27 protein-coding genes are annotated in these 25,794 nt (G+C 70.4%); 11 read left to right on the top strand and 16 right to left on the bottom strand.

Going from position 1 to position 25,794, the window contains the following annotated elements:
* Nucleotides 1–7: 7 nt before the first annotated feature.
* The 3 genes from VI238_RS18150 to VI238_RS18140 all read right to left on the bottom strand — a co-directional run bounded on the left by VI238_RS18150 (nucleotide 8) and on the right by VI238_RS18140 (nucleotide 1,764).
* Nucleotides 8–382 (bottom strand): YciI family protein, encoded by a 375-nt coding sequence (locus VI238_RS18150; RefSeq protein ID WP_331653875.1) that lies wholly within the window; start codon nucleotides 380–382, stop codon nucleotides 8–10.
* Nucleotides 379–630, bottom strand: coding sequence for a DUF3297 family protein (locus VI238_RS18145; protein WP_331653874.1), 252 nt, complete (start codon nucleotides 628–630; stop codon nucleotides 379–381). Before VI238_RS18145 ends, VI238_RS18150 begins: the two co-directional genes overlap by 4 nt.
* Nucleotides 631–828: 198 nt before the next feature.
* A complete protein-coding gene (locus VI238_RS18140; RefSeq protein ID WP_331653873.1) occupies nucleotides 829–1,764 on the bottom strand; it encodes an AraC family transcriptional regulator in 936 nt (311 codons plus the stop codon).
* A gap of 170 nt (nucleotides 1,765–1,934) precedes the next feature.
* Here VI238_RS18140 and VI238_RS18135 point away from each other — a divergent pair, with 170 nt between their 5' ends.
* A complete protein-coding gene (locus VI238_RS18135) occupies nucleotides 1,935–2,936 on the top strand; it encodes an aldo/keto reductase (RefSeq protein ID WP_331653872.1) in 1,002 nt (333 codons plus the stop codon).
* 172 nt (nucleotides 2,937–3,108) lie between these two features.
* Nucleotides 3,109–3,672 carry an NAD(P)H-dependent oxidoreductase gene (locus VI238_RS18130; RefSeq protein WP_331653871.1) on the top strand — a complete coding sequence of 188 codons (564 nt, stop codon included), beginning with the start codon at nucleotides 3,109–3,111 and terminating at the stop codon, nucleotides 3,670–3,672.
* An 87-nt stretch (nucleotides 3,673–3,759) separates the two neighbouring features.
* Here VI238_RS18130 and VI238_RS18125 read toward each other — a convergent pair whose 3' ends face one another.
* A complete protein-coding gene (locus VI238_RS18125; protein WP_331653870.1) occupies nucleotides 3,760–4,344 on the bottom strand; it encodes a YceI family protein in 585 nt (194 codons plus the stop codon).
* A gap of 240 nt (nucleotides 4,345–4,584) precedes the next feature.
* On the opposite strand from VI238_RS18125, the gene VI238_RS18120 reads away from it, so the two are divergent.
* Nucleotides 4,585–4,755 (top strand): hypothetical protein, encoded by a 171-nt coding sequence (locus VI238_RS18120; RefSeq protein WP_331653869.1) that lies wholly within the window; start codon nucleotides 4,585–4,587, stop codon nucleotides 4,753–4,755.
* Nucleotides 4,756–4,827: 72 nt separating this feature from the next.
* Here the strand turns inward: VI238_RS18120 and VI238_RS18115 are convergent, their stop codons facing one another.
* On the bottom strand, nucleotides 4,828–5,319 hold the full coding sequence (locus VI238_RS18115; RefSeq protein WP_331653868.1) for a hypothetical protein: 492 nt from the start codon (nucleotides 5,317–5,319) through the stop codon (nucleotides 4,828–4,830).
* A gap of 246 nt (nucleotides 5,320–5,565) precedes the next feature.
* Nucleotides 5,566–6,243, bottom strand: coding sequence for a hypothetical protein (locus tag VI238_RS18110; RefSeq protein ID WP_331653867.1), 678 nt, complete (start codon nucleotides 6,241–6,243; stop codon nucleotides 5,566–5,568).
* Nucleotides 6,244–6,333: 90 nt separating this feature from the next.
* Between VI238_RS18110 and VI238_RS18105 the strand changes: the two genes are divergently transcribed.
* Complete coding sequence (locus VI238_RS18105) at nucleotides 6,334–7,251, top strand: oxygenase MpaB family protein (RefSeq protein WP_331653866.1); 918 nt, start codon at nucleotides 6,334–6,336, stop codon at nucleotides 7,249–7,251.
* Nucleotides 7,252–7,328: 77 nt separating this feature from the next.
* The gene (locus VI238_RS18100; RefSeq protein ID WP_331653865.1) at nucleotides 7,329–8,573 is read left to right on the top strand and encodes a M23 family metallopeptidase; all 1,245 of its coding nucleotides are present in this window, start codon (nucleotides 7,329–7,331) and stop codon (nucleotides 8,571–8,573) included.
* On the opposite strand, the gene VI238_RS18095 is transcribed toward VI238_RS18100, so the two are convergent.
* Entirely contained in the window at nucleotides 8,456–9,310 is an 855-nt protein-coding gene (locus VI238_RS18095; RefSeq protein ID WP_331653864.1) for an AraC family transcriptional regulator, read from the bottom strand. The two genes, VI238_RS18100 and VI238_RS18095, sit on opposite strands and share 118 nt — an antisense overlap.
* A gap of 115 nt (nucleotides 9,311–9,425) precedes the next feature.
* Here VI238_RS18095 and VI238_RS18090 point away from each other — a divergent pair, with 115 nt between their 5' ends.
* Nucleotides 9,426–9,971, top strand: coding sequence for a carboxymuconolactone decarboxylase family protein (locus VI238_RS18090; RefSeq protein ID WP_331653863.1), 546 nt, complete (start codon nucleotides 9,426–9,428; stop codon nucleotides 9,969–9,971).
* Between the two features lie 39 nt (nucleotides 9,972–10,010).
* Here the strand turns inward: VI238_RS18090 and VI238_RS18085 are convergent, their stop codons facing one another.
* From VI238_RS18085 to VI238_RS18070, 4 genes are all read right to left on the bottom strand, one after another.
* On the bottom strand, nucleotides 10,011–11,462 hold the full coding sequence (locus VI238_RS18085) for an MFS transporter (protein WP_331653862.1): 1,452 nt from the start codon (nucleotides 11,460–11,462) through the stop codon (nucleotides 10,011–10,013).
* Nucleotides 11,463–11,586: 124 nt separating this feature from the next.
* A complete protein-coding gene (locus tag VI238_RS18080; protein WP_331653861.1) occupies nucleotides 11,587–11,853 on the bottom strand; it encodes a DksA/TraR family C4-type zinc finger protein in 267 nt (88 codons plus the stop codon).
* Nucleotides 11,854–11,985: 132 nt separating this feature from the next.
* On the bottom strand, nucleotides 11,986–12,363 hold the full coding sequence (locus VI238_RS18075) for a YciI family protein (protein WP_331653860.1): 378 nt from the start codon (nucleotides 12,361–12,363) through the stop codon (nucleotides 11,986–11,988).
* A complete protein-coding gene (locus VI238_RS18070; protein ID WP_331653859.1) occupies nucleotides 12,360–12,971 on the bottom strand; it encodes a glutathione S-transferase family protein in 612 nt (203 codons plus the stop codon). The genes VI238_RS18075 and VI238_RS18070 overlap by 4 nt, the downstream gene beginning before the upstream one ends.
* Nucleotides 12,972–13,081: 110 nt before the next feature.
* Between VI238_RS18070 and VI238_RS18065 the strand changes: the two genes are divergently transcribed.
* Together VI238_RS18065 and VI238_RS18060 are read left to right on the top strand one after the other, a co-directional pair.
* Nucleotides 13,082–13,681 carry a TetR/AcrR family transcriptional regulator gene (locus tag VI238_RS18065; protein WP_331653858.1) on the top strand — a complete coding sequence of 200 codons (600 nt, stop codon included), beginning with the start codon at nucleotides 13,082–13,084 and terminating at the stop codon, nucleotides 13,679–13,681.
* 580 nt (nucleotides 13,682–14,261) lie between these two features.
* On the top strand, nucleotides 14,262–16,028 hold the full coding sequence (locus tag VI238_RS18060) for a choice-of-anchor Q domain-containing protein (RefSeq protein ID WP_331653857.1): 1,767 nt from the start codon (nucleotides 14,262–14,264) through the stop codon (nucleotides 16,026–16,028).
* Nucleotides 16,029–16,190: 162 nt separating this feature from the next.
* Here the strand turns inward: VI238_RS18060 and VI238_RS18055 are convergent, their stop codons facing one another.
* Nucleotides 16,191–17,288: a restriction endonuclease gene (locus tag VI238_RS18055; protein ID WP_331653856.1), complete on the bottom strand. Its 1,098-nt coding sequence runs from the start codon at nucleotides 17,286–17,288 to the stop codon at nucleotides 16,191–16,193.
* A gap of 387 nt (nucleotides 17,289–17,675) precedes the next feature.
* On the opposite strand from VI238_RS18055, the gene VI238_RS18050 reads away from it, so the two are divergent.
* Complete coding sequence (locus VI238_RS18050; protein ID WP_331653855.1) at nucleotides 17,676–20,027, top strand: FG-GAP repeat protein; 2,352 nt, start codon at nucleotides 17,676–17,678, stop codon at nucleotides 20,025–20,027.
* A gap of 238 nt (nucleotides 20,028–20,265) precedes the next feature.
* The gene (locus VI238_RS18045) at nucleotides 20,266–20,580 is read left to right on the top strand and encodes a DUF3761 domain-containing protein (protein ID WP_331653854.1); all 315 of its coding nucleotides are present in this window, start codon (nucleotides 20,266–20,268) and stop codon (nucleotides 20,578–20,580) included.
* A gap of 117 nt (nucleotides 20,581–20,697) precedes the next feature.
* On the opposite strand, the gene VI238_RS18040 is transcribed toward VI238_RS18045, so the two are convergent.
* Genes VI238_RS18040 through VI238_RS18030 form a run of 3 tightly spaced genes read right to left on the bottom strand, consistent with a single transcriptional unit; the run spans nucleotide 20,698 to nucleotide 22,843 of the window.
* A complete protein-coding gene (locus VI238_RS18040) occupies nucleotides 20,698–21,858 on the bottom strand; it encodes a glutathionylspermidine synthase family protein (RefSeq protein WP_331653853.1) in 1,161 nt (386 codons plus the stop codon).
* Between the two features lie 6 nt (nucleotides 21,859–21,864).
* Nucleotides 21,865–22,422: a DUF1190 domain-containing protein gene (locus VI238_RS18035; protein WP_331653852.1), complete on the bottom strand. Its 558-nt coding sequence runs from the start codon at nucleotides 22,420–22,422 to the stop codon at nucleotides 21,865–21,867.
* Between the two features lie 7 nt (nucleotides 22,423–22,429).
* On the bottom strand, nucleotides 22,430–22,843 hold the full coding sequence (locus VI238_RS18030) for a DUF350 domain-containing protein (RefSeq protein WP_331653851.1): 414 nt from the start codon (nucleotides 22,841–22,843) through the stop codon (nucleotides 22,430–22,432).
* Between the two features lie 803 nt (nucleotides 22,844–23,646).
* On the opposite strand from VI238_RS18030, the gene VI238_RS18025 reads away from it, so the two are divergent.
* On the top strand, nucleotides 23,647–23,862 hold the full coding sequence (locus VI238_RS18025) for a hypothetical protein (protein ID WP_331653850.1): 216 nt from the start codon (nucleotides 23,647–23,649) through the stop codon (nucleotides 23,860–23,862).
* A gap of 106 nt (nucleotides 23,863–23,968) precedes the next feature.
* Here the strand turns inward: VI238_RS18025 and VI238_RS18020 are convergent, their stop codons facing one another.
* Nucleotides 23,969–25,639, bottom strand: a complete 1,671-nt coding sequence (locus VI238_RS18020; RefSeq protein ID WP_331653849.1) for an AMP-binding protein — start codon at nucleotides 25,637–25,639, stop codon at nucleotides 23,969–23,971.
* Nucleotides 25,640–25,794: the final 155 nt, after the last annotated feature.

Here is a 25,794-nt window from a genome sequence, read left to right as displayed (position 1 = left end):
ATCGCGCTCAGGCGCCGACGCGCGCGCGCACCTGCTCGAAATCGCGCACCGGCCGCAGCTCGATGCAGCCGAAGCGTGCCCACGGGAACTCCATCGCGATGCGCACGGCCTCGTCGATGTCGGCCGCCTCGATGAGGTTGAAGCCGCCGAGGATTTCCTTGGTTTCGGCGAACGGCCCGTCGACGACGCTCGCGCGGCCGTTGCGCACGCGCAGCGACTTCGCCGTGTTCGCAGCCTCGAGCTGTTGCGATTCGATCAGCTTGCCCTCGCCCTTGAGCTCGTCGGCGTGCGTGATGCAGCCGTGCATGAGGCGGTCGAACTCCCCCTCCGGGAGTTCCTGCAGGATGGAATCGTCGGTGTAGACGAGCATGAGGAACTTCACGGCGCCTCCATGGCATCGAGGAAGAACGGCTCGACCTCGCCCTTGAGCTTGATCGTCATCGGATTGCCGTGGCGGTCGCGTGCGCGCCCCGCGGCGACGCGGATCCAGCCTTCGCTGACGCAGTATTCCTCGACGTCCATGCGCTGCTTGCCGTTGAAGCGGATGCCGATGCCGCGGGTGAGCAGCCCTTCGTCGTAATGGGGACTTTTCGGATTCACGCACAGGCGATCGGGCAGCGCATCGGTCATCGGGTTCACCTCGCAGGTCATGCCGGCGCGCGCCATCTCCGCGACGCGCGCGAATGCGAAGCATAGCCGGTGGCCATGCGCAGTGGCGAACGCCCGTGCGCGCACGCGCGCGCCGCCACGGGCACGCGCCCGTGCCGCTTCGATCAGGAAAGGCCGTACGCGCGAAGTGCGTTCCGCCGCCGACGGGCGGTCCTGCACTCAATATTCGCCGCCGACCCGCTTCGCCGCGACCTCGCGCCGCGGCGGCGCTCCGAACAGGCGCCGGTACTCGCGACTGAACTGCGACGGGCTCTCGTAGCCGACGCGATGGGCCGCGGCGGCCGCCTCGAGCCCTTCGACGAGCATGAGCCGGCGCGCTTCCTGCAGGCGCAGCTGCTTCTGGTATTGCAGCGGTGTCGTCGCCGTCGCGGCGCGGAACCGCTGGTGCAGCGACGACGCGCTCATGTGCGCTGCCGCGGCGAGTTCCTCGATCCGCAGCGGTTCGCTGTAGCGTGCCTTGAGCAGCTCGATCGCGCGCGCTACGCGCTGCGACGGCCCGTCGATCTCGCACAGCCTGCGCAGGCGCTGGCCGAGTTCGCCGACCAGCACGCGGTAGTGAATCTCGCGCAAAGCGAGCGGCGCGAGCACGGCCGCCTCCGCCGGCGCATCGAGCAGGCGCACGAGGCGCAGCACGGCGTCGAGCAACGGCGCGCTCGTGCGCGCGAGGAACAGCGCGCGTTCGTCGTCCGCACGCGAGGGTGCGGCAGGGCCGAGCTGCACGAGCAGCTCGTTGACGAGCTTGGGCTCGACATCGATGCGCAGGCACAGGTACGGTTGCGCGGGCGTCGCCTCGATGATCTGGCTCACGAGCGGGATCGACATCGAGACGACGAGGTAGTTCAGCGGGTCGTACACGTAGATCTCGTCGCCGAGCAGCGCGCGCTTGCGCCCCTGGACCACGACGCACAGGCTCGGGTGGTAGACGCACGGAATCGGCTGCGACGGCGAACTCGCGCGGATCAGGCTCAGGCCCGCGATCGCGGTGTCGCGCACGCCGTCGCCGCCCGCGTTTCGGGCAATCCGGTGCGCAAGTTCGGCCTGCTGCGCCTCGATCCCCGACAGCGCCTCGACGACGCTGGATGGCTTGTCGTTCATCGGACATCCGCAAGGAAGGACTGGGCGTCGATTATGCCGCCGGCGAACCCGCGCGCGCGCGAGGCCACCGCACCGTGGACGATCAGGCAAGAATCGGCGAGCATCCGGCACGCGCACGGCGTGCCCTCGCATTAGGGTATGCACCGACCCAATTTCTGCGCGGAGCGCCCATGAACACGTTCGATTTTCCACGCCGCACCCTCGGCCGCCAGGGCCTCGTCGTTTCCGCGATCGGTCTCGGCTGCATGGGCATGTCCGACTTCTACGGCCCGAGCGACGAGGCGACCAATCTCGCCGTGCTCGACCATGCGCTCGACATCGGCGTGAACTTCTTCGACACCGCCGACATGTACGGCGTCGGCCGCAACGAGGAACTGCTGGCGCACGTGCTGCGCCGGCGCCGCGACGAGATCGTGCTCGCGACGAAATTCGGCAACGTGCGCGCGCCGAACGGCGACTTCCTCGGCATCGACGGCCGGCCCGAGTATGTCGCGGCCGCCTGCGACGCCAGCCTCAAGCGCCTCGGCGTCGACCACATCGACCTCTACTACCAGCACCGCGTCGATCGCAGTGTGCCGATCGAGGACACGGTCGGCGCGATGGCGCGCCTCGTCGAAGCCGGCAAGGTGCGTCATCTCGGACTCTCCGAGGCGTCCGCGGCGACGATCCAGCGCGCGGCCGCCGTGCACCCGATCGCGGCGCTGCAGAGCGAATACTCGCTGTGGACGCGCGATGTCGAGGCCGAGATCCTGCCGGCCTGCCGCGAACTCGGCATCGGCCTCGTGCCGTACAGCCCGCTCGGCCGCGGATTCCTCACCGGCGCGATCACCGACACCGGCACGCTCGCCGCGAATGACTGGCGCCGCCAGAACCCACGCTTCCAGGATGCGAACCTCGCGCAGAACCTCGCCCTCGTGGCGACCGTCACGCACCTCGCCGACGCGCGAGGCTGCACGCCGGCGCAACTCGCGCTCGCGTGGCTGCTCCATCGCGGCGAGGACATCGTGCCGATACCGGGCACGCGGCGCGTCGCGCGGCTCGACGAGAATGCCGCCGCGGCACGCATCCGTCTCGACCCGGCGGAGCTGCGGACCATCGACGACACGCTCGCGCGCCACTCGGTCGCGGGCACGCGTTATCCGGCTGCCGGCATGGCCGCGATCAACGGTTGAGCGGTCGCGGGCATCGGCGCACGGGCCGAGGATCTCCCCTGCCCGGCGCGCTCGCTGTCGCGACGCCGGCGGCGCGCGAGCGCTGCCTGATGCGGCTGCGCACGGTGCTGCGCGATGGCGCCTCGCGTATGCTCGCGTGATCGAAGCCTCGACGTCACACCAGGGAGTCCGCATGACGAGGATCCTCGGCATTTCAGGGAGCCTGCGCGCCGGCTCGTACAACACCGCCCTGTTGCGTGCCGCACAGGCCGTGGCGGGGCCCGACATCGAGGTGGATGCGGCGACATTGCACGGGATCCCGCTCTACGACGGCGACGTGGAACAGCGCGAGGGTCTGCCGGCCGCGGTCGCGCAGCTCAAGGAGCGCGTCGCCGCGAGCGACGGCGTGCTGCTCGTGACCCCCGAGTACAACAGCGGCATCCCCGGCGTGTTCAAGAACGCGATCGACTGGCTGTCGCGTCCGGCGGCCGACATTCCGCGCGTATTCGGCGACCGTCCGTTCGCGCTGATCGGCGCGTCGCAGGGCGGTTTCGGCACGATCCTCTCGCAGGCCGCATGGTTGCCGGTGTTGCGCAAAGTCGGCGCGCGCTACTGGTCCGGCGGCACACTGCTCGTGTCGCGCGCGACCCAGGTGTTCGACGAGTCGGGCGCGATCCGCGACGAGGCGATCCGCAAGCAGCTCGGCGATTTCGTGCGGGGCTTCGCTGGCTGGATCGACGCGGCGCGACCGCGATGAACGCGTGATGATCTGCGCGGCTCGCGCGTGCGGGCGCGAGCGATCCTTCGCTCGCCCCGGCGGCGACGCGGCGACCCCGCGGTCGCGTCACTCGTCGCGCAAGGCTTCGACCTGGATGCGCAGCGCGACCTTCATGTCGAAGCCGTAGTCCTTGCCCGCGTCGAGGCCGAACGCCGAGCGGTCGAACGAACCGCTCGCATCCGCCCCGCACAGCTCGCGCTTGTAGATCGGATGCGGAATGCACTTGAAGCGACCGATCGCGAGCGTGAGCGGTTTGCGCGCGCCGTGCAGGTCGAGCGTGCCGACGACTTCGGTCGGTGCGCCGTCCACGAAACGCGCGAGCCGACCCGTGTACGTCGCCTTCGGATACTTCGCCGTGTCGAAGAATTCCTTGCCGCGCGCCCATTCGTCGAGCTTGTCGAAGCCGAAGTCGATGCTCGCGAGGTCGATCGTGACCTCGACCGTGCCGCTGTTCGCATCGCGGTCGAGCACGACCTTGCCCGAACTCGAGTCGAGCTTGCCGCGCCAGTAGGAAATGCCCATGTGGTCGGCTTCGAAACTCGGGAAGGTGTGCGCGGGGTCGAGCGTGTAACCGACCGGTGCCGCGGCCGCGGCGCCGGTCGCCGTCATGGCGGCAAGCAGGAGTATCGGTCGGATCGTACTGCTGAGCATGGGCGATTCCTCGGTGGCGGTGAGTCGTCGGCCGGCGAAACCGGCCGTCCATGCAGGTGCGACGAACGGCAGGCGCGCGAATCGACATCGCCTTCACGCGCAGGCAACGCGAACTTCACGCGAACGTGAACGTGCGCGCGGGGTTCATGCGCGAGTCGGACGCCGCCGCGGAAGATAGGACGTGCAGTTCGACTGCCGTCGGCCGATCGGGCCGACGTCCCCTGAAGCAGGAGAGATGTCATGGGCCAGCAACACGCTCCGCAGAATCCGTCCAATACGCAGTCCGGCCAGCAGAAGATGCCGGGGCAGCAGGACGACAAGCAGCGTCATTCGCAGGCGAAGGATTCGCAGCAGAACCGCTCGAGCCAGAACCCGGACTCGAAGAAGCCGCAGCGGGCACAGGACGAATGATCCGCACCCCGTGAACGAGGCAATCCGGTCGCCGTCGGTCGATCCGGCGGCGATCGCCCGGCGCACGCCTCCTCAAGCGTCGCGACCGAGCGCACGCCGTGCGAACAGCACGCAGATCGTGCCGAACACCATGTGGGCGACGACGCTCATCGCGATCCAATCCGGATGCGTGAACGACGGCGAACGCCCCACGCGCGACAGCGGCATCACGACGAAGTTCATGCCAACGTAAAGCACGATGCCGTACAGCGGTCCCTTCGCGGCGATGCCGCGCAGCAACCCGGGCACGCGCCGTGCGACGAGCGTGTAGATCGCCACGAACGTCGTCGCCATGAACAGGTGCAGCGCGGCACCGAGGAGCGCAGCCGGCACGCCGCCGTCGTAGCTCGCCTTGCCGAGGACGCCGACCGCGATGGACTGGAACACCTTGGTGAATCCGTTCGCGTCCCAGCTGAACCAGACGGTCGTTGCGAATGCGGCGTCGCCGGCGGCGATCAGCACGCCGCCGAGGAATACCTGCAGCCAATCGACGGAACGCTCGGCACGTGCTGGGACGGCAACCATGTCTTGCTCTCGTTTCGGGTTGGACCCAGTCTGTCAGGAACGATGTGACATCGGTTGCGCACCGACGGTGCGGATCCCGCGGCGCAGCGCCGCCGCCGGCCGGGAATGGCGAACCACGCGGCTGGAGCGGCTGGAGCAGCCGGCGCAATCCCGCAATGGGGGCCTCCGGCGACGAGGCGCTCCGGGAGGCTATTTCCCGCGCCGCTCCGCCGTGCCACCGACCCAGCCGTCGCTCGTGCAGGCGGCTCAGCCGGGGCCGTCTACGTAGGGGTTGCGCGCCATCGCCTCGACTTCGGCCCGCGTGATCGTCGCGCCGACCAGCGCAGTGAAGAAGCGCACGCCGACCATCAGCGATATCAGCAGCACGTCCGGGTCGGCGCGCGCGCCGACGACTTCGAGCGCCGCCGCGATCGGGCGCGCACAGAAGAAGCCGACGAACACCATGAGCAGCATCGCGACGAAGGTCGAGCCGCCTGCGGCAAGCCTGTCGTTCATCCATGCGAGGCGCGGATCGGGCGAGCGCAGCGCCTGCAGCAACGACAGCGACAGGGAGACCACGATGTATCCCACTGCCCACGCCATGGCCGAAGGATGCAGTCCCTGCAGGCGATCGCGTGTCGCCGCGATCGGGTCGGCATGCTCGCCGCCCGCGGCGATCGCATACGAGATGCACACGAACAGCAGCAGGAACGCGAGCAGCGCACACAGCTTGACGAGGTCGAACAGGTGCGTAAGCAGGCCGCGCTGCGGGTAGAACGGCACTGTTGCGAGATTCAACAGCACGAGCTCGAGCGCGAGCAGCCCCTGCATCGCGACATACGGCAAGCCACCGCTCAGGCTCGCGACGAGCAGCACGGCATGCGCGAGCAGGATCTGCAGCGCCACGGCCGGCGGAATCCGGCGCAGGCTTTCGATCAGCGTCAAGGCGGTTCCTCCCGCGCCCAGCATGAGCCACGGTCGCGTCGTGCGCGAGCGCTCCGTATGATCGCGCGATCGCCACTGCTGCCGATACCGATGCCGCCCTCCCTCGAGGTCTTGACAGCGCCCGCGAGCGAACGCATCCGCCGCTGGGTGCTTGGCGTGTTTCCGCGCGACCGGGACGGCATCGACTACGAGCACCCCGAAGGCGACCCCGGCCTGTTCGGGCCCGACAGCGCGACCTGGCGCATCCACGCCGACTTCCCCGGCATGCTGTCGGGCGGTCTGTGCGCGCTCATGCTGCAGGTCCTGCATCCGCTCGCGCTCGCGGGCGTCTGGGATCATTCGAACTTCCGCGCCGACCTCGTCGGCCGCCTGCGCCGCACCACGGCATTCGTCGCGGGCACGACCTACGGCTCGCGAGCCGACGCCGAAGCGCTCATCGCGCGCGTCGCCCGGATCCATGCGATCGTCCGCGGGCACGCCGCCGACGGTCGCCCCTACTCCGCCGACGACGCCGGACTGCTGACCTGGGTCCACGTGACCGAAGCGTATGGCTTCCTCGAGGGCTACCGGCGTTACGCACCGATCGCCTTGCCCGCGCGCGCGGCCGATCGCTATTACGACGAGGTGCGGCGCGTCGCCGAGCGGCTCGGCGCGCGCGACGTACCCGCATCGGAGAACGAGGTCGCTGCCTACTTCTCGCGCATGCAGCGCGAACTGCGTTTCGACGCGCGCTCGCGCGAGGTGCTCGCCGTGCTCGCGCGCATCCGCCTGCCCGTGCCGCTGGCCGGCATTTCGCGCGACACCTTTCTCGGCGCCGGCGCCGCCCTGCTGCCGGACTGGGCCGAAGCGATGATCGAGCGCTCGGCGTGGCAGCGCCTGCAAGCGCACGCCGCGTCGCGCATACTGCGGACGCTGGCTCCGATGTTCCGCGTGGCCCTGCCCGACGGCATCGCGCCGCGCGCCTGCCGTCGCGTCGGCGTCCCGCCCGCCGCGCTCGCGCAGTGGTGAGCGCGCCGCGACTTCCAGCACATCCGGTGCTGGCGCGGGCCCGGCAGCATGGGCGTCCATCCGCATCGGAGACGGACGTGCCCACCTCGCTGCACGCGGGACTCCTCGCGTTGCTGTTGCCGCTCGCCGCGCAGGCGGCTCCGCTGCTCGACGGCCTCGTGCTCGATGTCGGCCCCGCTCCGACGCCGGTACGCAGCGGCTCGACCGCGCGACTCGCCTACGAGATCCACTTCGCCAACCACGCCAGCGTGCCGATCGTGCTCGAGCGCATCGACGTGCTCGACGGCGCGACCACGGTGCACCTGGCGTCGTTCGCGCAGGACAGCCTCGAAGCTGCGCTGCGCCTGCCCGGCGCGGCACCGGGCGAAGGCGCGACGCGCGCGATCCCGCCCGGGCGCGTCGCGATCGCCTACTTCGACCTGCGTATCGATGCCACGCGTTCGCTTCCGGCCGCGTTGCGCCATCGCATCGCATGGACGCGCGACGGCGCGACCGCGACGATCGAAGGCGCGCGCACGCCCGTCGCCGCGCGCGCGCCGGTCGTGCTCGGCGCGCCGCTCGGCGCCGGCGACTGGGTCGCGCTGTACGATCCGGCGATGGCACGCGGCCATCGCCGCGTCGCATTCGCGATCGACGGCAGCGTGCGCATTCCGGCCCGGCATGCGATCGACTGGATGCGCGTCGACGGTGACGGGCGGCTTTCGCGCGGCGACGAGCAGGTGCTTGCGAACTGGTACGGTTACGGCGCCGACGTGTTCGCGGTCGCCGACGCGACCGTGGTCGCCTTGCGCGACTCGATCGCCGAGCCCGCACGCCTCGACGCGGCCTCTCGGCACCCGCTCGGTGACGCGAGCGGCAATTTCGTCTCGCTCGACCTCGGCGACGGCCGCTACGCGCACTACGAGCACCTGCTGCCCGGCAGCGTGGGCGTGCGGGTCGGCCAGCGGGTGCGGCGCGGCGGCGCGATCGCGAAGCTCGGCTTCAGTGGCGACGCGACCGGCCCGCACCTGCACCTGCACGTGAGCGACGGCCCGACGCCGCTCGCGGGCGAAGGACTGCCGTACGTGTTCACGCGGTACGACGCGATCGGCGCATTCGCGTCGATGGCCGCGCTCGGCACGCCGTTCACCGCGCAATCGCCGACGGCGCGACGCACGAATGAGGTGCCGGAGCCCGCCGCGGTCGTGCGGTTCGCCGATGGCGATCAACGCGTACCGGCGACCGCGCCCGACGCTTCCGCCTCGAGCGTGCGCCGCCATTCGCGTGGCGAGCGCCCGACCCAGGTCTTGAACGCGCGCGACAGCGCGGCCTCGCTGCCGTAACCGACCTCGTCGGCGACGAGCTTGAGGGGGCGCCCACGGCGCAGTGCGTGCTGCGCGAGGCCGACTCGCCAGCGCGCGAGGTAGTCAGCGGCCGTCGTGCCGACGGTGTCGCGGAACGCGGCCGCGAACGCGCTGCGCGACATGCGGGCTTCGGCAGCGAGCGATTCGAGTGTCCACGCCTGCGCGGGACGCTCGTGCATCGCCGTGAGCGCGCGCGCGAGCTGCGGGTGAGCCAGGCCCGCGAACAGCCCGTGCTCGATGCGTCCGTCGTCCATGAGCCGTCTCAGGACGAACACGAACACGGCTTCGAACAGGCGATCGACGAGTACCTGGCGCCCACAGCGCGGCTGGAACGCTTCGTCGAACAGCACCTCGAGCACGCCCGCGCAGCCGTCGAGGTCGGCGAGCGGCAGGCAGATGAACGCGGGCAGCGCATCGGCGAGGGGGTTGGTGCCGCCCGCGGCGAAGCTCAGGTGCGCGCACGCCATGTCGGCGCCGACCGCCGGATCGGTGTCGAAGCGGTGCGCGAGCGGGCGCGGATAGAGCAGGAGGCTCGGCGCCTGGAGGCGCACCTCCGGCGCGCCCGCATGCGACACGCCGATCGGACCGCGCCGCACGAGGTGCAGCTGGCCGAGGCCGGGCTCGGCGGCGAACTCCGTGATGCCGCACAGAGCGCCCGCGTGGAACATGCGTGCGCTCACCGAAAATCGCTGCAGCAGCGTGTCGAGGCGGTCCATGAGGCTCCCGGGGACGATGGATCAAGTTATTGAGACTCTACATCACCCAGCGTACGACCACGGCCCCTAGAGTGCGCAGCGTGCCGACCGGCACGCAGCCCATGAAGGTAACGCCATGTCGTACATCCCTGCCCTTTCGCGCGATGCCGTATCCCCGGCCGTCGCTGCCAGCCTCGACGCCGTCCAGAAGAAGCTCGGCGCATTGCCGAACCTGTTCCGCACGTTCGCGCACACGCCGGTCGCATTGAACGCGTACCTGCAGCTCGCGGAGGTCGCCGCGAGCGGTCGCTTCAGCGCGAAACAGCGCGAACTCATCGCGCTCGCGGTCGGCGAACGCAATGGCTGCGATTACTGCCTCGCCGCGCACAGCGCGATCGGCCGCATGGTCGGCCTCGATGCCGGCGACATCGCCGCGGCGCGCGCGGCGGGCGCGAAGTCGGCCGGCGACGCCGCGACGCTCGCGCTCGCCCAGCGCATCGTCGACACGCGCGGACACGTGCCGACCGAAGAGCTCGACGCGTTCAAGGCTGCCGGTTTCGACGACGCCGCGATCCTCGAAGTGCTCGTCAACGTCGTGCTCAACATCTACACGAACTACACGAACCATCTCGCGCGCACGGAGATCGATTTCCCGGCGGCGCCGGCCGCACGCGCCGCGTGAAGCGCGTGATCGGGCCTCGCGCGCGCGAGGCCCGGTCGATCATGCGGCGGCGGCGGGCTCGACCCTCGCCGTCGCATCGACTGCGCGCGGCGCCGCGCGCAGCACGAATGAGCCGAGCAGTGCGGCGACGAGCGCGAATGCGGCGCCGGCCGCGAACGCGACGTGATAGCCGCCCGTGAGTGCGAGCGCGGTCGACACGCCCGTCGCGGTGAGCGATTCCGTACGCGCCGCGGAAAGGCTCGCGAGCACGGCAAGGCCGAGCGCGCCGCCCATCATGAACGAGGTGTTGACGAGGCCGGAAGCAAGACCCGCATCGCCGGGGTCGACGTCGTTCATCGCCGCGAGCAGCACCGGGTTGAGCGCCATGCCCGCGCCGACGCCGATCAGCGACATGCTCGGCAACACGTGCAGTTCGAAGCGACCGTCGACCGGCGCGAACGCGAACAGCAGCAGACCGGCCGCGGCGAGCAGCAGGCCGACCCCGATCGGCCCGCGCAGGCCGAAGCGCATGACGATCTTCGCCGACAGGCCGAGCGAGAACGCGGCCATGATGAGGTTCGCGGGCAGGAATGCGAGTCCGACCTGCATCGGCCCGTAACCGAGCACGAGCTGCATGTAGAGCGCGGAGATGAAGAACCACGCGAACATCGCCGCCGCCCACAGCACGCCGATTACGTTCGAGGTCGCGACGTTGCGCAGGCGGAAAAGGCCGAGCGGCATCAACGGCGAGCGCACGCGAGACTCGATCGCGAGGAACACGCCGAGCAGTACCGCGGCGGCAGCGAGCAGGCCGAGCGTCTGCGCCGAAAGCCAGCCCGCCTCGTTGCCGTTGACGATCGCGTAGACCGCGAGCATGAGCGAGGCGGTGACGCTCGACGCACCGCCGACGTCGAGCCTGTGGCCTTCGCTCGACGAATGCACCGCGGGTACCAGCTTCACGAACAGCGCGAACACGAGCGCACCGATCGGAATGTTGACGAGGAAGATCCAGTGCCAGCTCAGCGTGCTCGTGAGCAGGCCGCCGAGCAGCACGCCGATGCTGCCGCCGCCGGCGCAGACGAAACCGTACACGCCCATCGCCTTCGCGCGCTCGGTCGCATCCGTGAACAGCATCATGATCAGCGACAGCGCGACTGCGGTGACGACCGCGCCGCCTAGCCCCTGCACGGCGCGCGCGGCGACGAGTACGCCCTGGCCGTGCGCGAGCCCGCATCCGAGCGACGCGAGGGTGAACAGCGTGAGGCCGACGAGGAACAGGCGCTTGTGGCCGTACAGGTCGCCGAGGCGTCCGCCGAGCAGCAGGCAGCCACCGAACGTGAGCATGTAGGCGTTGACGACCCAGACGAGGGACGTCTCGGTGAAACCGAGGTCGGCACGGATCGACGGCAGCGCGACGTTCACGATCGTGGTGTCGAGCACGATCATGAGCACGCCGAGGCACAGCACGATCAGGGCGAGCCAGCGTTTGCCGGCATCGAGGTCGGTAGTCAAGGTGATTCCTCCGTATCCGTGATGGTGCGGCGATCGGTTCCACGACGGCCGCTCGTCGACGACGACGAACGGAACCGCGCCGATTCGACAATCCCCGCCCGTCGGTTCGATGGCTGCGGCGCGCTCAGCGCAGCTGGCTGTCCTTGCTGCCTCGGCGGTTGTAGCCGCCGTGGGCGGACTGCTCGCGGTCGTGCGCGCCCTGGCATGCGACGCACAGGCGTACGCCGGGCACTGCCTTGCGGCGCGCCGCAGGGATGGGTGCCTCGCATTCCTCGCAGTGCGTGAGGCCCGGTCCGCGCTGCAGGCGGCTGCGCGCGCGCTTGACCGCGTCTTCGACGGTCGCGTCGATCTGGTCCTGCACCGCGCCGTCGCCGGCCCAACCGGTGGCCATGGCTGCCTCCTTCGAACGGCCTGCGATTCTACGCCGCGTGGGAGCCCCCGGCGAAGTCCGCCTGGCCGCGGTCGCGACGGAGGCGGGCCTCGCGACCGAACCGACCGGTCGCGGATCGAGCCGAGTCCGGTGTCAGCGATCGGCCGCGTCTGCGTCGATCGCGACGTCGAGGCCGCGCCAGACTTCGCGCACTTCGATCGTCGCCACGCGCGCCATCGGATGGCTCGCCGCGATCGCGAGGGCTTCTTCTTCCGATCCGCATGCGATCAGTGCGAACGCGGCGACCTGTTCATCGGCGGAATCGAAACACCCCCGCCGCAGCAAGGTGCGCCCACCCCGCGTGCGCACGCTCGTCGCCTCGTGCGCGGGCCGCAGCGGTCGCCCGTCCACGAGGACGCCGTGCCGCTGCGCGGCGTCCACCCAGTCGATGATTTCGGCGACCAGTGCCGGCGACGGAACGAACGACGCGCCGTGCCGGATGACGAGCAGGAACTGCATCGATGCGTTCATGCGGCAGGCCATGGGTCGCGCCAGGCGGGCAGTGCCATCAGGCGCTCGTTCCAGCGCACGAGCGCCGGATAGGCCTGCATCGGCAGGTGCGCCTCGTCGGCGTAGGGCAGCATGCGCGCGACGAAGAAGTCGGCGAGCGTGAGCTCGTCGCCGAGCAGGTAGGTGCGTTCGCGCAGGTGGCCGTCGAGGATCGCGGCGAGCGGATGGAACTGGGCCGTCGACTCCTCGATCTTCGCCGGGTCCGCATCGGCGCCCATCCACGGCTTGATGACGTGCTCGAAATAGAGGCCGCCGGCCGCGCGAGAGAAATGCGCGAGCTCCCAGCTCAGCCAACGCACGACCTCGGTCTGGCGTGCGGCGTCGGCCGGCCACAGCGGGTCCCCGACCTTGCGCGCGAGATGGCACGCGATGGCGGCCGCCTCCCACAGCACGATGCCGTCGTCGACGAGCGTGGGCACCTTGCCGTTCGGATTGAGCGCGAGATACCCGGGTCGACGATGCTCGCCCCGGCCTAGGTCGACGTGCACGTGGTCGCATGCGACGCCGACGTGGCGCGCGACCGCGCACGCAAGGCGTGGATTGGGCGTGTGGAAGTAGTACAGCTGCATGCAGGGCTCCTGTCGGTGCACGGCGCACGACTCTAGGACGAGCCACGATATGTTCAAGAACATTTCCAGGCGCACGGCTAGACTGCCGCGATTCCCGCAGGAACCGCACCATGCCCTACGCCGCCGAACACAAGAGCCGCACGCGCGAACGCATCGTCGACTCCGCGCGCGACCTGTTCAACCGCAAGGGCTTCGTCGACGTGTCGATCGACGAGATCATGGCGCGTGCCGGGCTCACACGCGGCGGCTTCTACGGCCACTTCGCCAGCAAGGAGGACCTGTTCGTCGAGGTCGTGCGCGCGTACGAGGAGTTCGATCCATCCGCGCGCTGGCACGACATCGCGTTCGATGTGCGCGCCCCGGCGAACGCATTCGCCCGCCAGATGGTCGATGCCTATCTCTCGCGCTCGCATCTCGACGATGTCGCCGGCCACTGCCCGATGATCGCGCTGCCGTCGGACGTCGCCCACGGAACGGCGCGGGTCAAGCAGGCTTATCGCGCGCTCGTCGAGCGCATGAGCGGCGTGTTCGCGGCCGGACTCGCCGGCGATGACGACACCGCCCGGCAACGCGGCCTCGCCCTCACCGCGCTCTGCGTCGGCGGCATGGTGCTCGCTCGCACGTTCGACGACGACGCATTCCGCGAAGCGATCCGCGCGGCGACGCACGCGCTCGCCGCCGAGATCGTCGACGCCGGCTCCGGCGCCTGACCCGCGCAGCGACGACGGTCGGCGCCACGGACGCATCCCGATCGCGCGCGTCGCCGTCATTGCGGACCTTGGAGAAAAAAAAAGCCCCGCAGTCCCGGCGTCTCACGACGAGCGGATGCTGCGGGTAGTGGTTGCCCGTGCGGAAGGGATGCCGGGCGGGATGGAGCGTGCGCGAGGTGCGTCTCAACCGCTGAGATTCGAGGCGCCGCCCGCGCTGCGACAGGGCGCACGCGACACGACGCCTTCGACGACCGATCTCCCGATCCCCGCGCGCGACGGCGAGTCGCGCCGCCGATCGCGCGATGCACGGGCGATCCCTGCGAGACCCTTCTTGGAAAGGCCGTCGACCGCGGACGCAAGATCGCCCGCGCCCCGAGCGGGACGCCTGCCGAACCCGCCGAGCCGGCTCCAGGCAGCCTGGCCCAAAACCGGCGCGACCCTGACCCGCCCCTTTGGATGCGTGGAAGCGCCATAAGTCCTCGGCGGATCACGAAAAATACCGATCGCGTCAGGAATCCGTCATGCTTTGGGTGGCTGCGGCCTGCTGCAATCGGGCCTCCGTCATCCACGAGATCACCGCATGCGCCGCTCCGCATCGAACCGCTCGAGATTCCGTCCGACGCAGGCGCCGCTCGCCCTCGCGATGGCGCTCGCGCTCGGACCCACCCTCGCCGCGACGGCGGTTCCGAAGCTCGACCTCACGCCGCTCCGCGTGTCCGAATCCGCGCCCTTCAACACCGGCCTGCGGATGGGTCAGCAGACGGCCGCGATTCGCCACCAGCTGGCCCACCGCGACGCGCTGCCGGCGCCGGCAGCGCCGCGCCCGGCGTCGACGATCACGGTCACCAACTGCGACGACGCGGGCGCCGGATCGCTGCGCGAGGCGTTCACCAACGCCGTCTCCGGCGACACGATCGACCTGACCACGCTCGCCTGCAGCACGATTTCGCTGACCGGCGGCGCACTCACGACGAGCGCGTACGACCTCGCCGTGCGCGGTCCCGGCGCCGGGCAGCTCGCGATCGACGGCGGTGATGCGACGCGCCTCATCGCGCACACGGGCTACGGCCTGCTCGACATCGACGGCGTGACGCTGCGCAACGGCCGCTACGACTACACCGGACCGGTCATGTACGCGGGCCTCGCCGCGGGCGCGTGCCTGCTGTCCTCGGGCAGCGTCACGATGACGAATTCCGCGGTCGAGCACTGCAGCGCGAGCGGCACGAGCGTCTCGGGCGCGGCGATCGACGCGGGCGGTCGCCTCATCCTCACCGACAGCACGGTCAGCGGCGTCAGCGCGAGCGCGCACTCCGACGAGATCTCGGCGACGATCTACGGTGGCGCGGTGTATGCGGCGGCCTCGTACATCACGCGCGCGACGATCAGCGACGCGACCGTGACGGCGAGCGCCTCGACCGCGTTCAGCGGTACGTTCGGCGGCGGCGTGTTCTCGCTCTACGGCATCGTACTCACCGACAGCCGCGTGAGCGGCGTCTCGGTGGACGTCTCGGCCGGGAAGATCGCCTATGCCAAGGGCGGTGGCATCGGCTCGCCGCGGACCGTGATCATGTCCGGCAGCACGATCGAGGACAATCACGTGCGCGGCACGCCCGGTGTCGGCGCGAGCGGCGCATACACCTACATCAGCGCGATCGGCGGCGGCGGCGTCTACATCGCGTCGATCCCGCGCGGCGTGCCGCCCGCGTCGTCGATCACCGGCTCGACGATCAGCGGCAATACGGCGACGTGCGCCGGCGCCCTCGGCGACTACACCGTCGGCGGCGGCGGCGGCGTCGGGACCTGGTCGCCTCTGCCGCTCGTAGTCACGAATTCGACGATCTCGGGCAACAGCGCGGCGACGATGGGCGGCGGCTTCTACACGCGGCACGGCGGCACGCTCGCGCTTTCGAACAGCACCGTCGCCGACAACACCGCGCCGGCCGGCAGCGGCATCGCCGACCAGGGCGAGACATCGGGATACGACCTCTCGCTCGTGAGCAGCATCGTCGCCGGCAACCACACGACCGATGGGGCGTCGTTCGAGATCACGACGCTGCACGCGATCACCGGCAACACGAACCTGCTCGGCACGGCGAACGTCGCGCTGCCGGGCGATTCGCTCGGCGGCGATCCGATGCTCGCTCCGCTCGCGGACAACGGCGGTCCGACGCGCACGCACGCGCTGCTGCCGGGCAGCCCGGCGATCGACGCGGGCAGCAACCCCGGCGCGCTCGAGAACGACCAGCGCGGCGCAACCTTCGCGCGCACATCAGGAACGAGTACCGACATAGGCGCGTTCGAATTGCAGTCGATGCCCGACGAGATCTTCGCGAACGGGTTCGACTGACGCGCCGACGAACAGGCAGGCCCGCCGGCTCCCTCTCTCCCTCGCCGGCCTCCCCAGCATGGGCCTGCTTGCGCTCCTCCCGCGGGGTTGGCTCCCTCCCCCCGCGGGAGGAGGTTTTGCGAACCGACTCCCGCACGAGCCTGGCGCGGAGTCGGGCGAGCATCAGTGCGGGCGACCGTCCGAGCCCGGGACACCCCGCGCGACGATCGATGGCGCGAGCGCAGCGGGCGACGTCGCGCACCGGCGCGAACGCAGCGGTTCGCTCGCCTTCTTCGACGCAGCCCATTGCAGCTCGACGACGACCGACGCATTGTCGCCGAGGGGCGCGAGCGCCCTGCACACCGTGCCGATCATTCCGTCCGCGTTCACCCGATCACGATCGACCACGACGACGAGGTCATTGTCGTCGAGCCAGAACACGTCGCGCACGCCGTCCAACGGACGCACGGCCGCGCGGGCGGCGTCGATGTCGATGCCGCGCGGAACTGCGGGCGCCGAGTTGCGCCCGGTGACGTCCCGCGCGCGCGCCGCGTCGTCCTCCGAAGGCGCACGACGCATGGCGCTGCCCTCGCCTGCGAGCGAATACGGGTCGAGCGCGGGCGCAGCCGACTGCCGCCCCGCATCGTCCGGAACCGGCGGGACGCGCGCGCCACGCGTCGCGGTCATGCGCGGCAGCGGACGCACCATCGCATTGAGCGAATGCACGACACCCGCGCAGACGACGACGCACGCGGCGAGCGCGAGCGCCGGGACGAGCAGGCCGCGTCGCGGCGCCGGTCTGACCCGCGGACCTGCGCTGAGCGTCAACTGGGGATGCGCGTACATCGGCGGCGCACCGTCGCGTGCCGCGGCTTCGACCGTATCCTGGTCGAGCATCGCGCGCAGCGCGTCGCCGTCGACGAGCTCGAGCTGCCCCAGGCGCGCGGCCACGTCGATCGCAGCCGCAGTGAACTCGCCACTGGTGACGTAGATCGCGCCGGTCGCCGCCTCGTTGAGCATGATCGCGTGCAGCTCGCGCACTTCGTGGTGCGGCACCTGGAACGCCTTCCAGCGCTTGCATTGCACGATCACGTGCGCGTCTTCGCGGCGCAGCGCCAGATCGAAGCCGCGGTCGAAGCGTTGGCCGGTGAAGTCGGCGCCGACCTGCTCGACGACCCAACCGCGGCCGCGGAAATAGTCGGCAAGCAACGCTTCGAAGCGCGCGGGGTCGATGCGCGCGAGCGCGTCGTCCCACGGAGTGTGGTTGGTCTTCAACGTCACCGAGCGCCCCCTGCTCCTCCGTCCATGCGTCCACGCCAGCGCGCAGCCGTGGGCATCGCCCGAGTCCGCGTCGACGGAACCGGCAAGCAACAACGGGGCCAATGGGCACGCTGGCCGATGCGCGAACGATTTCATGCGCTTCGCGCACTTCCCTCGACACGGCCTCAGCGCGGGTCGAGCCATGCCGGTCACTTTGTGACGGATTGAAACGGTTGGACCTGCGCCACGGAACCGGCCGCGCAGGAGCGGGCCAGACTCAGCCATCGCACCCAGCCGCATCTGCGCCGGTCGAATCGCAGCCTCGCGGTACGTCGAGGCGCGCATCCGATGGCCCGCGCGAGTACCCGCTTGCGTGGAGCGGATGGGCACCCGAAAACGAGATCCGCCATGTCGCTCGTCCTCAACTGGTCCACTCCGTCTTCGCGCCTGCGCGGCGCGCTGGCGGCCTTCGCGCTCTGCGCGTTCGCCACCGTCTCGCCCGCACCGGCGGCCGACTATGCGCTCCGCCAGGAGCTCGGTGCGATCGCATCCGGCGAGGGATCGCCCGGGGGCGTGTTCGGCTATTCCGTGGCGATCGACGGCGACATCGCGGTCGCCGCCGATCTCGGCATCCCGACCCGCCCCGGCAAGGTACGCACCTACGTGCGCTCGAACGGCGAATGGGTGCGCGAGGCGGGGCACGACGTCGACCTTCCCGGCGATTCCAGCGCGATGCTCTCGTTGCGCGAAGGCACGCTCGCGATCAGCGCCTTCGACTCCGCGACGAGCCGAAGCTATGTGCAGATCTTCGAGCACACGCCCACCGCGTGGCAGCTCGGCTACAGCGTTTCGACGCAGAGCGCCTACTTCGACCGTGTGGCCACGTCGGGCAACATCGTCGTGGCGGGCGAGCCGGGCTACGACGGCGCGGCCGGACAGAACCAGGGACGTATCCGCATCTTCCGCCGCAACGGCGACTCATGGTCCTCGACGAACCTGCTGCCCTCGACGCCGCACGCGGGAGCCCTGTTCGGTGCGTCGGTTGCGATCGTCGCCGGTGCGATCGTCGTCGGCGCGCCGCGCGAAACCGTCGGCGGGTACGCGGAAGCAGGTGCCGCGTACGTCTACGAACTCCCGATCGACACCTGGGACGAGGTCGCGCACCTCGTGCAGAGCGCGGGCGATCTCACGGGCAACCGCTTCAGCAGCGCCGTCGCGATCAGCGGCGCCGACCCGTCGACGCCCGACCGCCTGCTCGTGAGTTCGCCGTCGAACGCGGGCACCGGCCGCAGCGGGCGCGTGCACAGCTTCACGCGCACGAACGGCGTCTGGACCGCGCGCACGGTGCTGCAGGCACCGTCGCCGTCGGCCACCGATGGTTGGGGCTGCGCGCTCGCGCTCGATGGCTCGTGGGCCGCCATTGGCCAGTGCGACAGCGGCGCGCAGGCCGCCGGCGCCGGCGCGATCGAAATGGTGCGCTTCACGAGCAGCTTCACGAGCGTCGCCGCGGTGTCGGTCGACACCGACCCGTTCGGGGACGCGAACGAACACCTCGGCTACCGCATCGACGTCGACCGCAGCGGCCCCACCCTCATTGCCGGCAACGCGGGCGCGGCGATGTACGGCAATGCCGCGCAGGGCGTCGTACTGTTCGGGGCTTGGGGGAACGAAACGCTCTCGCTCGCGCGCGAACTCGACCTCGGCCAGGGCCTCAGCGGCGCGCGCGCGAGCACGCTCGCGAGCGACGGCGACACGCTGTTCGTCGGCGCGCCGCAAGAGGACGTCGGGCTGCAGCAGGAACGCGGCGCAGTGTACGTGTACCGGCGCGCCGGGGCGCAGTACGCGTTCGAATCGCGCATCCTCGCGCCGGACGGGATGGCCGGCGACTATTTCGGCTCGCGCATCGCCTTGCAGGGCGACGTCGCGCTGGTCAGCGCGATCGGCCGCACGCAGGGCGATGTCGACGCCGCCGGCGCCGTCTACGCGTTCCACCGCGACGGCGCGACGTGGTCGCTCGAGCGCCAGTTCCTGCCGGTCGCACCCGGATACGAGGAGGAATTCGGCGAAGGCGTCGCATTCGATGCCGGCACCGCGATGATCAGCAACCGCCACGACAGCACGTTCGTCTATACGCGCGCGGACACCGGTACGTGGACGCCGGTCCAGACGATCGACCATGTCGGCTGGCCGGTACGCCTCGAGGGTGATACCGCGATGCTCGCGTACTTCGGCGCCAACGCGGACGTCGGCGAGATCGGCGTCTACGCGCGCGTCGGCGGCAGTTGGCAGTTGCAGGACACGCTCGACGGCTCGCTGCCGGGCCAGGGGCTCGGGATCGACGCGAGCCTGCGCGGCGACTGGTTCGCCGCCGCGAGCAACAATCCGGCGGTGCCGGTGCAGCTCTATCGGCGCACGCCGGGCGGCTGGCTGCCCGAGGCGAGCCTGCTGCCCGAGGATGCGACACCCGACACCTGGTGCTGGCACGTCGCGATGTCCGCGGCCACGCTCGCGATCGGCTGCAGCGCGCCGGGGAATGCGGGCGCGGTGTACCTGTTCGAGAAGACCGCCGGTCTGTGGACGCAGCAACAGAAGCTCGAGCTGCCCGACCCCGTCGCCGGCGATGCATTCGGGTTCACGCTGGACTTCCACGCGGACAGCACGCTGTTCGCTGGCGCGTTGGGCCGCGACCTCGAGTTCACGGACCAGGGAGCCGTCTACGTCTGGACGGGCGAACGCCTCTTCGCCGACGGCTTCGATTGAGCCGCGCGCGGATGGCTAAACGTCCGGTTTCGTCCGGGATTGACAAACCGTGACGCGTCTGGGCGGGTGCGAGGGTCGCGTGACGCTGCGGCCCAGCCGCTGCCCGTGGTTGCCAAGGCCGCGCCAGGCTTGGCCAATGCGGCACGGACCGCGACATCGGCCCGATCCGGACGCAACTGGCACGTAAAATGCTTATAAACCTACGTCACCCTGACGATGGCGTGGAGGCATGTACACCATGAACATTCTTCGTCCAGCGGCCTGCTCGGCAATCCTGGCCCTCGCCGTAGCGTCCTCTTCCGCGTTCGCAGCCGAAGGCGACAGCTGCACCGCACGCGTCGCGGGCCCGCAGGGCCAGTCCGGCGCGACGATCGGCAAGCTCGATGCCGACGGCAAGTGCGTGGCCAAGTCGGAAGCCAGGAAGGACTCGGGCAGCGGCAGCGGCCTCGAAGCGAGCGCGCAGTGCAAGGATCTTTCGTTCAGTTACGCCAAGAAGCGCGAAGGCGCGTGCGCCAAGCACGGCGGCGTCTTGGAGTGGCTCGCGCAAGGCTGACGCCCGCGACGGGCGCGCACGCCCCGTCCATGCCCCGGGATCCGGACCTGACGACCCCGCCGTCCGAGCGGGGTCGTCGTCGTTTGGGGATTGCGACGCCTCCTGCGTTGCGACCCCCTACACGATCGCGTGCGGCACGAAGCGGGCCGTGTCGCGCGTGATCGGCGAGTCGTCCTCGCGCACTCCGATCCCGCTCGCGCGGTCGCCGACGACCCAGCTGCCGACCAGCGGGTAACCGCCGCCGAATTCCACGAGCGGATGAAACGCCTGCCGGATGCATGGCGAGTCGCCGTAGGGTCCGTCCGATCGCAGGCGCTCGCCCGCGTCGCCATGCAGCTCGATGTTCGCGCCCTCGCGCGACAACAGCGGCTTGCGCACCCAGCCACGCGGCAGGTCGACCTCGGGCCGATCGTCGAAGAACGCGGGCAGCAGGTTCGGGTGGCCGCGGTGGCGTTCCCACAGCAGCGGCAGGATGCCCTTGTTGCTCAGCGACGCCTTCCACGGCGGCTCGATCAGCACGAGGTCCGCACCGGGCAGCGCCGCGCCGAAGCTGTCGGCGAACATGAACTCGAGGGGGTAGAGCTTGAACAGCGCACGGATCGGCGCATCGTCGAGGTCGGTGAAGCGTCCGTCCGCCGCCAGTCCGATGTCTTCGATCGCGATCGTCCGCGTCGCGAGTCCCGCCTGCGCGGCGCAGTCGGCCAAGTAGGCGATCGTGCCCTGGTCTTCGGGCGAATCGCGCACCGCGGAAAAGTACAGCGGTCGCGGCAGCCGTCGCGCGATCGTCGCGAAGGTCTCGACCACGTGCTCCTGGATCAGATTGTACTGGTCCGCGCCGCGCGGCAGCGCGCCGCGCTCGATCTGCTGCTCGAGCCAGAGCCACTGGAAGAACGCAGCCTCGTAGAGCGACGTCGGCGTGTCGTAGTTGAGCTCGTAGAGCTTCGCGGGTCCACGCCCGTCGTAGGCGAGATCCATGCGTCCGTAGAGGTGCGGCGCGCCCTCCCGCCACGAGCGTGCGATCCAGTCGCGGTAGTGCTCGGGAATGCCGAGCCGGTGCATGAGGAATTCGCTCGCGACGATCTCGCCGACGAGATCCATCGCCATCCCATGCAGTTCCAGCGTCGGCGCCTCGATGTCGCGCTCGATCTGCTCGAGCGAAAACGCGAAGTACGCGCTTTCGTCCCAGTACGGCGCGCCGTCGATCGTGTGGAAGCGAAAGCCGAAGGACTCGGCGCTCACCCGCCAGTCGGCGCGCTCGGCGATCGGAACGCGACGCACGGCGCCCTAGCCGCCGAACGAGCGGCCCCAGCCGCCGCGTGCCGACGAACTCGCGCCGAAGCCCGCGCGAGTCTTCGTGACCGCTCGATTCGGCGCACTCTCGACCGGGCGCTCGCGCCACGCGGTACCGATCCCGGAGCCGCCGCGCCTGCATCCGTAGTCGTCGCGATTGCAGTAGCGCTCCGTGTAGCGACCCGTCCGATCGCGGTATACGGGGTTGGCCTCGACATCGCCGGGGGCGCGGTTCGCGCCGAGCATCCGAGAGAGCATGAAGCCCGCCATCAGCGGCACCCAGACGCCGCCGCCGCGCTCGCGCTCGGCGCAGAGGTCGCCGTAGTCCTTCACGCACTGCTCGCGGCTCGCGTACTTCGGCGACGCATCCGCGTGCGCCCGCGCCGCAGCCGCGAGGGCCTTGTCGCAGACCTCCACGCTGTTGCCGTCGCTCCGGCAGGCCTCGATGCTCGTGTAGAAACCCTCGCGCAGCTTCTCTTCCTCGCCGCAGCCGGCGAGCAGGACGGGCACCTGGGCCATCGCGATCAGCGCGAGTCGACGGGTTCGCTTCATCGATGCCTCACCAGGTCATGCACGCGGCGTCGAGGATGCCGACGCCGATCGACAGCGTCGCCGCGAACGTCGCAGCCGCGCGCTCGTCGCGCTCGATGCGGGCTGGCAGGTCCGGCAGCAACGCGCGCGCGACGACGAACGCGAGCAGCTGCACGAGCAGCGCGACGGCGCTCCAGACGGCGCAGTCGACGATGTCGGCCGAGTGGGCGACCGCCGACGCGAGCGGGACCACGAAGCCCAGGAACGCGCCGCCGAACGAGATCGCGGCGGCGCCATTGTTCGCGCGGATCAACGCGATCTCGCGCTGCGGCGTGATCGCGACGTACACGAGCACGAACGCGGCGGCATAAGCGAGCGCAGTGGCGAAATAGGCGAGGAATTCCGGCAGCGTGGCGAGCGACGAGACCCAGGGCGGCGACATGGACGACTCCGGACACCCGCGGACCCGGGCCGCGCCACTGTACTGCAAGCGGCCTCGCGCGCGACCCTCGCAGACGTGTCGTGCCCGCCGCTCGTCGCGCAGAGTCCCCCTGCATGATCGTGACCTTGCTGCTGGCTGCGCTCGCCGTTCCTGCGCTCGCGTTCCTCGGCGTGATCGTAGCGACGGCGCGACGATGAATTTCCTCGTCACGCTCGGCATCGGACCGTTCGCGCCGACACCGGCCTCGTCGACGCCGCGCAGGCCCGTGCCCGACGCCAGCTTCACGCGACGCTCCACCGCGGCCACGCGCTGCCGACGATCGCGCAGGCGCCCATCGTCGTACATCTCGCACGTCATCGTCGCACCGTGCGCCGCCGCCTAGGCTGCTCCGCACCGCCGCCGGCGCTCTCCGCCGGTATGCCGTCCCCGCCTGGCGCGCCGATCCGCGCACCCCATGTCCGGGGCGCAATGGCCCGATCGACGCCGGCTTCGCGGCGCAATCGCCGTCGATGCCGGGAGATGGCCGACGCAGCACGCGCTGCCGGCCGGCCCCGTCGCGTGCGCGGAGCCCGCCGAGCCGGCCGCGAAAGGCCGACCGCACGCCGATCCGCGCGTGTCGCCGAGCACGCCGGCGCCGCCATGAACGCGGGCACGACACCGCAGCCGCCGCAGGACCGCAGTTCCTGCAACACCGATCGCTCCTCGTTGTACGAGCATGCTCGTAGGCCCGCGGCATCCACTGCGGGCGGCGGCGGGCGCCCGACGGCGCGCATGGCCGTCGAACGACAGCCCGGAGAACGGCAATGAACGGCATCACCCCCGAAGAAGGTCAGGACGTGCAGGTGCGCATCGGCGACGGCGCGTGGCAATCGGCGACGTTCCGCCGCGGCCAGTTCGTCGACGTGTTCGGCTTGCCACTCGACGCGCAACGCATTTCCGAATGGCAGGTGGTCGAACCACGTGAGCGCGACACGCGCGACCGACTGGCCGAATGGAACGCGCTCGGTTCATTCCACTAGGAGCCGACGGCAGCTGTTGCCGCGCGGGGCAGGCGCGCAGCGCGTGCGGTCCCGCACGGCCCGGCATGGGCGAACCGCCGCGACGCCGGTTCGCCCGTACGAATCACTACAGCGATCGTTCGGCGAGTTCGCGCCGAAGCAGCTTGTCGACGGCCGAGCGCGGCAGCGCATCGAGGAATTCGACGCGCTTGGGCTGCTTGAAGTGCGAGAGCTTCTCGAGGCACCACGCACGCACCGCGTCCTCGTCGAGCAGCGGGTCGCGCTTGACGATGAACAGGCGCACCCGTTCACCGTCCTCCTCGTCGGGCATGCCGACCGCGCACACGTCGGCGATGCCGGGATGCGCGCCGACCACGTCCTCGATCGCGGCCGGATACACGTTCGCGCCGTCGACGTTGATCATGTCCTTGATGCGCCCGAGCAGGTACAACGCGCCGTTCGGTTCCATGCGGCCGAGGTCGCCGGTGCGGAACCAGCCGTCCGCGGTGATCGCGCGCGCATTCTCGTCGGGCCGCTGGTCGTAGCCCGACATCAGGAACGGGCCGCGCAGCCAGACCTCGCCGATCTCGCCAGGCGCGACCGCGCGCAGGTCGGGCGCATCCGGATCGCGCATCGTGACCTCGACCGACGGGAACGGAAATCCCACACTGCCGAGATGGCGCTCGAAGCCGAGTTCGCCCGCGATCGGCACCGACGTCTCGGTGAGGCCGTATCCCTGCAGCAGCGGCTTGCCCGTGATCTGCTCGAAGCGGTCGCGGATGTCCGCGCGCAGCGGCATGCCGCCCACGAGGCCCGAACGCAACGCCGAGAAGTCGAGTTCGGCGAAACCGGGCGTCGCCATGAGGCGGTTGTGGAAGGCCGGCCCGGCGAGGATCGAGTTGATCGGTCGGCCGCGCCAGCCGGCCACGACGCGCTCGGCGTCGACCATGCGCGGGAACAGCAGCTGCGTCACGCCGCGGCTCGAGTACTGCAGCAGGTTCACCGACATGCCCGCTGCGTGCGAGAACGGATGCACGCTCGCGACGAGCCCGCCGGCCCGGCAGGTGTGGTCTTCCATCGTCACGCGCAGGATCTCGATGCCCGCACGCATGTTCGCATGCGTGGTCCGCACCGCCTTGGACACGCCGGTGGTTCCGCCCGTATACGACATCAGTGCGAGATCGTCCGCGCGCACGTCGCGCCGCACGGGCGGCAGCCGCATGCCGCGCGAGAGCGCCTGCTCGAACGCGACCGCCTCCGCGGGCCCCGGCGCCGCGACGCCGAACAGGTCGGGCGCGACGGTCACGACGAGCTGCTTCATCGCCTCGCTGCCGCGCGCAGCGCGCAGGGTCGGCATCAGCACGTCGAGGCCGACCACGGCCTTCGGCGCGATCGCACGGATGGGCCCTTCCATCTCCTGCGAGGTCGCGGCGACATAGACGGGCATGACGGCGACACCCGCGGTCCACGCCGCAAGCAGCGCGATCGGGAACGCCGGCACGTTCGGCAGCAGGAACAGTACGCGGTCGCCCTGCTCCAGCTTCCACTCGTGCACGAAGAAGCGCGCGAGCGCATCGGCCTGTCGCGCCCAGTCGGCGAAGGTCAGCTTGGTGCCGTCGAGTTCGAACGCGGCCAGTTCGGCGAAGCGCGCACACGCGTCCTGCAGCAGTGCCAGCATCGTATCGTCGGGCGGCACGCGGATGTCGTGCGGCAGGTTGGCCGGATACCGCGACGTCCATGGGCGGCTGGCGTACCAGGCCGCGGAGTCGGTCGCGGCCGCTAGCGGACGGATCGTCATGTGGTCGTACCCCTGTAACGTGGACGATCCCCTTAATCGTCCATTGTCGCAATCCTACACTTTGCCGGTCCGTTTTCGCTGAATGCGTGCATCGCGCCCGCGGAGCGGCCGCGGGCCGCGTCGGCCCGGTCTGCGGCGGCGTGCGCGGCGGGGCG

Source organism: Dokdonella sp. (assembly GCF_036518555.1).
GTDB lineage: Bacteria > Pseudomonadota > Gammaproteobacteria > Xanthomonadales > Rhodanobacteraceae > Dokdonella_A.
This window is presented reverse-complemented; position numbering and strand designations above follow the sequence as displayed.

Excerpts from the sequence above, each read along its gene's own strand:
- VI238_RS18075 (WP_331653860.1), bottom strand. The coding sequence starts at position 12,363 with ATGAACGCATCGATGCAGTTCCTGCTCGTCATCCGGCACGGCGCGTCG.
- VI238_RS18070 (WP_331653859.1), bottom strand. The coding sequence starts at position 12,971 with ATGCAGCTGTACTACTTCCACACGCCCAATCCACGCCTTGCGTGCGCG.
- VI238_RS18095 (WP_331653864.1), bottom strand. The coding sequence starts at position 9,310 with ATGGACCGCCTCGACACGCTGCTGCAGCGATTTTCGGTGAGCGCACGC.
- VI238_RS18045 (WP_331653854.1), top strand. The coding sequence starts at position 20,266 with ATGAACATTCTTCGTCCAGCGGCCTGCTCGGCAATCCTGGCCCTCGCC.
- VI238_RS18035 (WP_331653852.1), bottom strand. The coding sequence starts at position 22,422 with ATGAAGCGAACCCGTCGACTCGCGCTGATCGCGATGGCCCAGGTGCCC.
- VI238_RS18080 (WP_331653861.1), bottom strand. The coding sequence starts at position 11,853 with ATGGCCACCGGTTGGGCCGGCGACGGCGCGGTGCAGGACCAGATCGAC.
- VI238_RS18050 (WP_331653855.1), top strand. The coding sequence starts at position 17,676 with ATGTCGCTCGTCCTCAACTGGTCCACTCCGTCTTCGCGCCTGCGCGGC.
- VI238_RS18115 (WP_331653868.1), bottom strand. The coding sequence starts at position 5,319 with ATGGTTGCCGTCCCAGCACGTGCCGAGCGTTCCGTCGATTGGCTGCAG.
- VI238_RS18105 (WP_331653866.1), top strand. The coding sequence starts at position 6,334 with ATGCCGCCCTCCCTCGAGGTCTTGACAGCGCCCGCGAGCGAACGCATC.
- VI238_RS18065 (WP_331653858.1), top strand. The coding sequence starts at position 13,082 with ATGCCCTACGCCGCCGAACACAAGAGCCGCACGCGCGAACGCATCGTC.
- VI238_RS18125 (WP_331653870.1), bottom strand. The coding sequence starts at position 4,344 with ATGCTCAGCAGTACGATCCGACCGATACTCCTGCTTGCCGCCATGACG.
- VI238_RS18020 (WP_331653849.1), bottom strand. The coding sequence starts at position 25,639 with ATGACGATCCGTCCGCTAGCGGCCGCGACCGACTCCGCGGCCTGGTAC.
- VI238_RS18090 (WP_331653863.1), top strand. The coding sequence starts at position 9,426 with ATGTCGTACATCCCTGCCCTTTCGCGCGATGCCGTATCCCCGGCCGTC.
- VI238_RS18130 (WP_331653871.1), top strand. The coding sequence starts at position 3,109 with ATGACGAGGATCCTCGGCATTTCAGGGAGCCTGCGCGCCGGCTCGTAC.
- VI238_RS18135 (WP_331653872.1), top strand. The coding sequence starts at position 1,935 with ATGAACACGTTCGATTTTCCACGCCGCACCCTCGGCCGCCAGGGCCTC.
- VI238_RS18030 (WP_331653851.1), bottom strand. The coding sequence starts at position 22,843 with ATGTCGCCGCCCTGGGTCTCGTCGCTCGCCACGCTGCCGGAATTCCTC.
- VI238_RS18145 (WP_331653874.1), bottom strand. The coding sequence starts at position 630 with ATGACCGATGCGCTGCCCGATCGCCTGTGCGTGAATCCGAAAAGTCCC.
- VI238_RS18060 (WP_331653857.1), top strand. The coding sequence starts at position 14,262 with ATGCGCCGCTCCGCATCGAACCGCTCGAGATTCCGTCCGACGCAGGCG.
- VI238_RS18140 (WP_331653873.1), bottom strand. The coding sequence starts at position 1,764 with ATGAACGACAAGCCATCCAGCGTCGTCGAGGCGCTGTCGGGGATCGAG.
- VI238_RS18025 (WP_331653850.1), top strand. The coding sequence starts at position 23,647 with ATGAACGGCATCACCCCCGAAGAAGGTCAGGACGTGCAGGTGCGCATC.
- VI238_RS18120 (WP_331653869.1), top strand. The coding sequence starts at position 4,585 with ATGGGCCAGCAACACGCTCCGCAGAATCCGTCCAATACGCAGTCCGGC.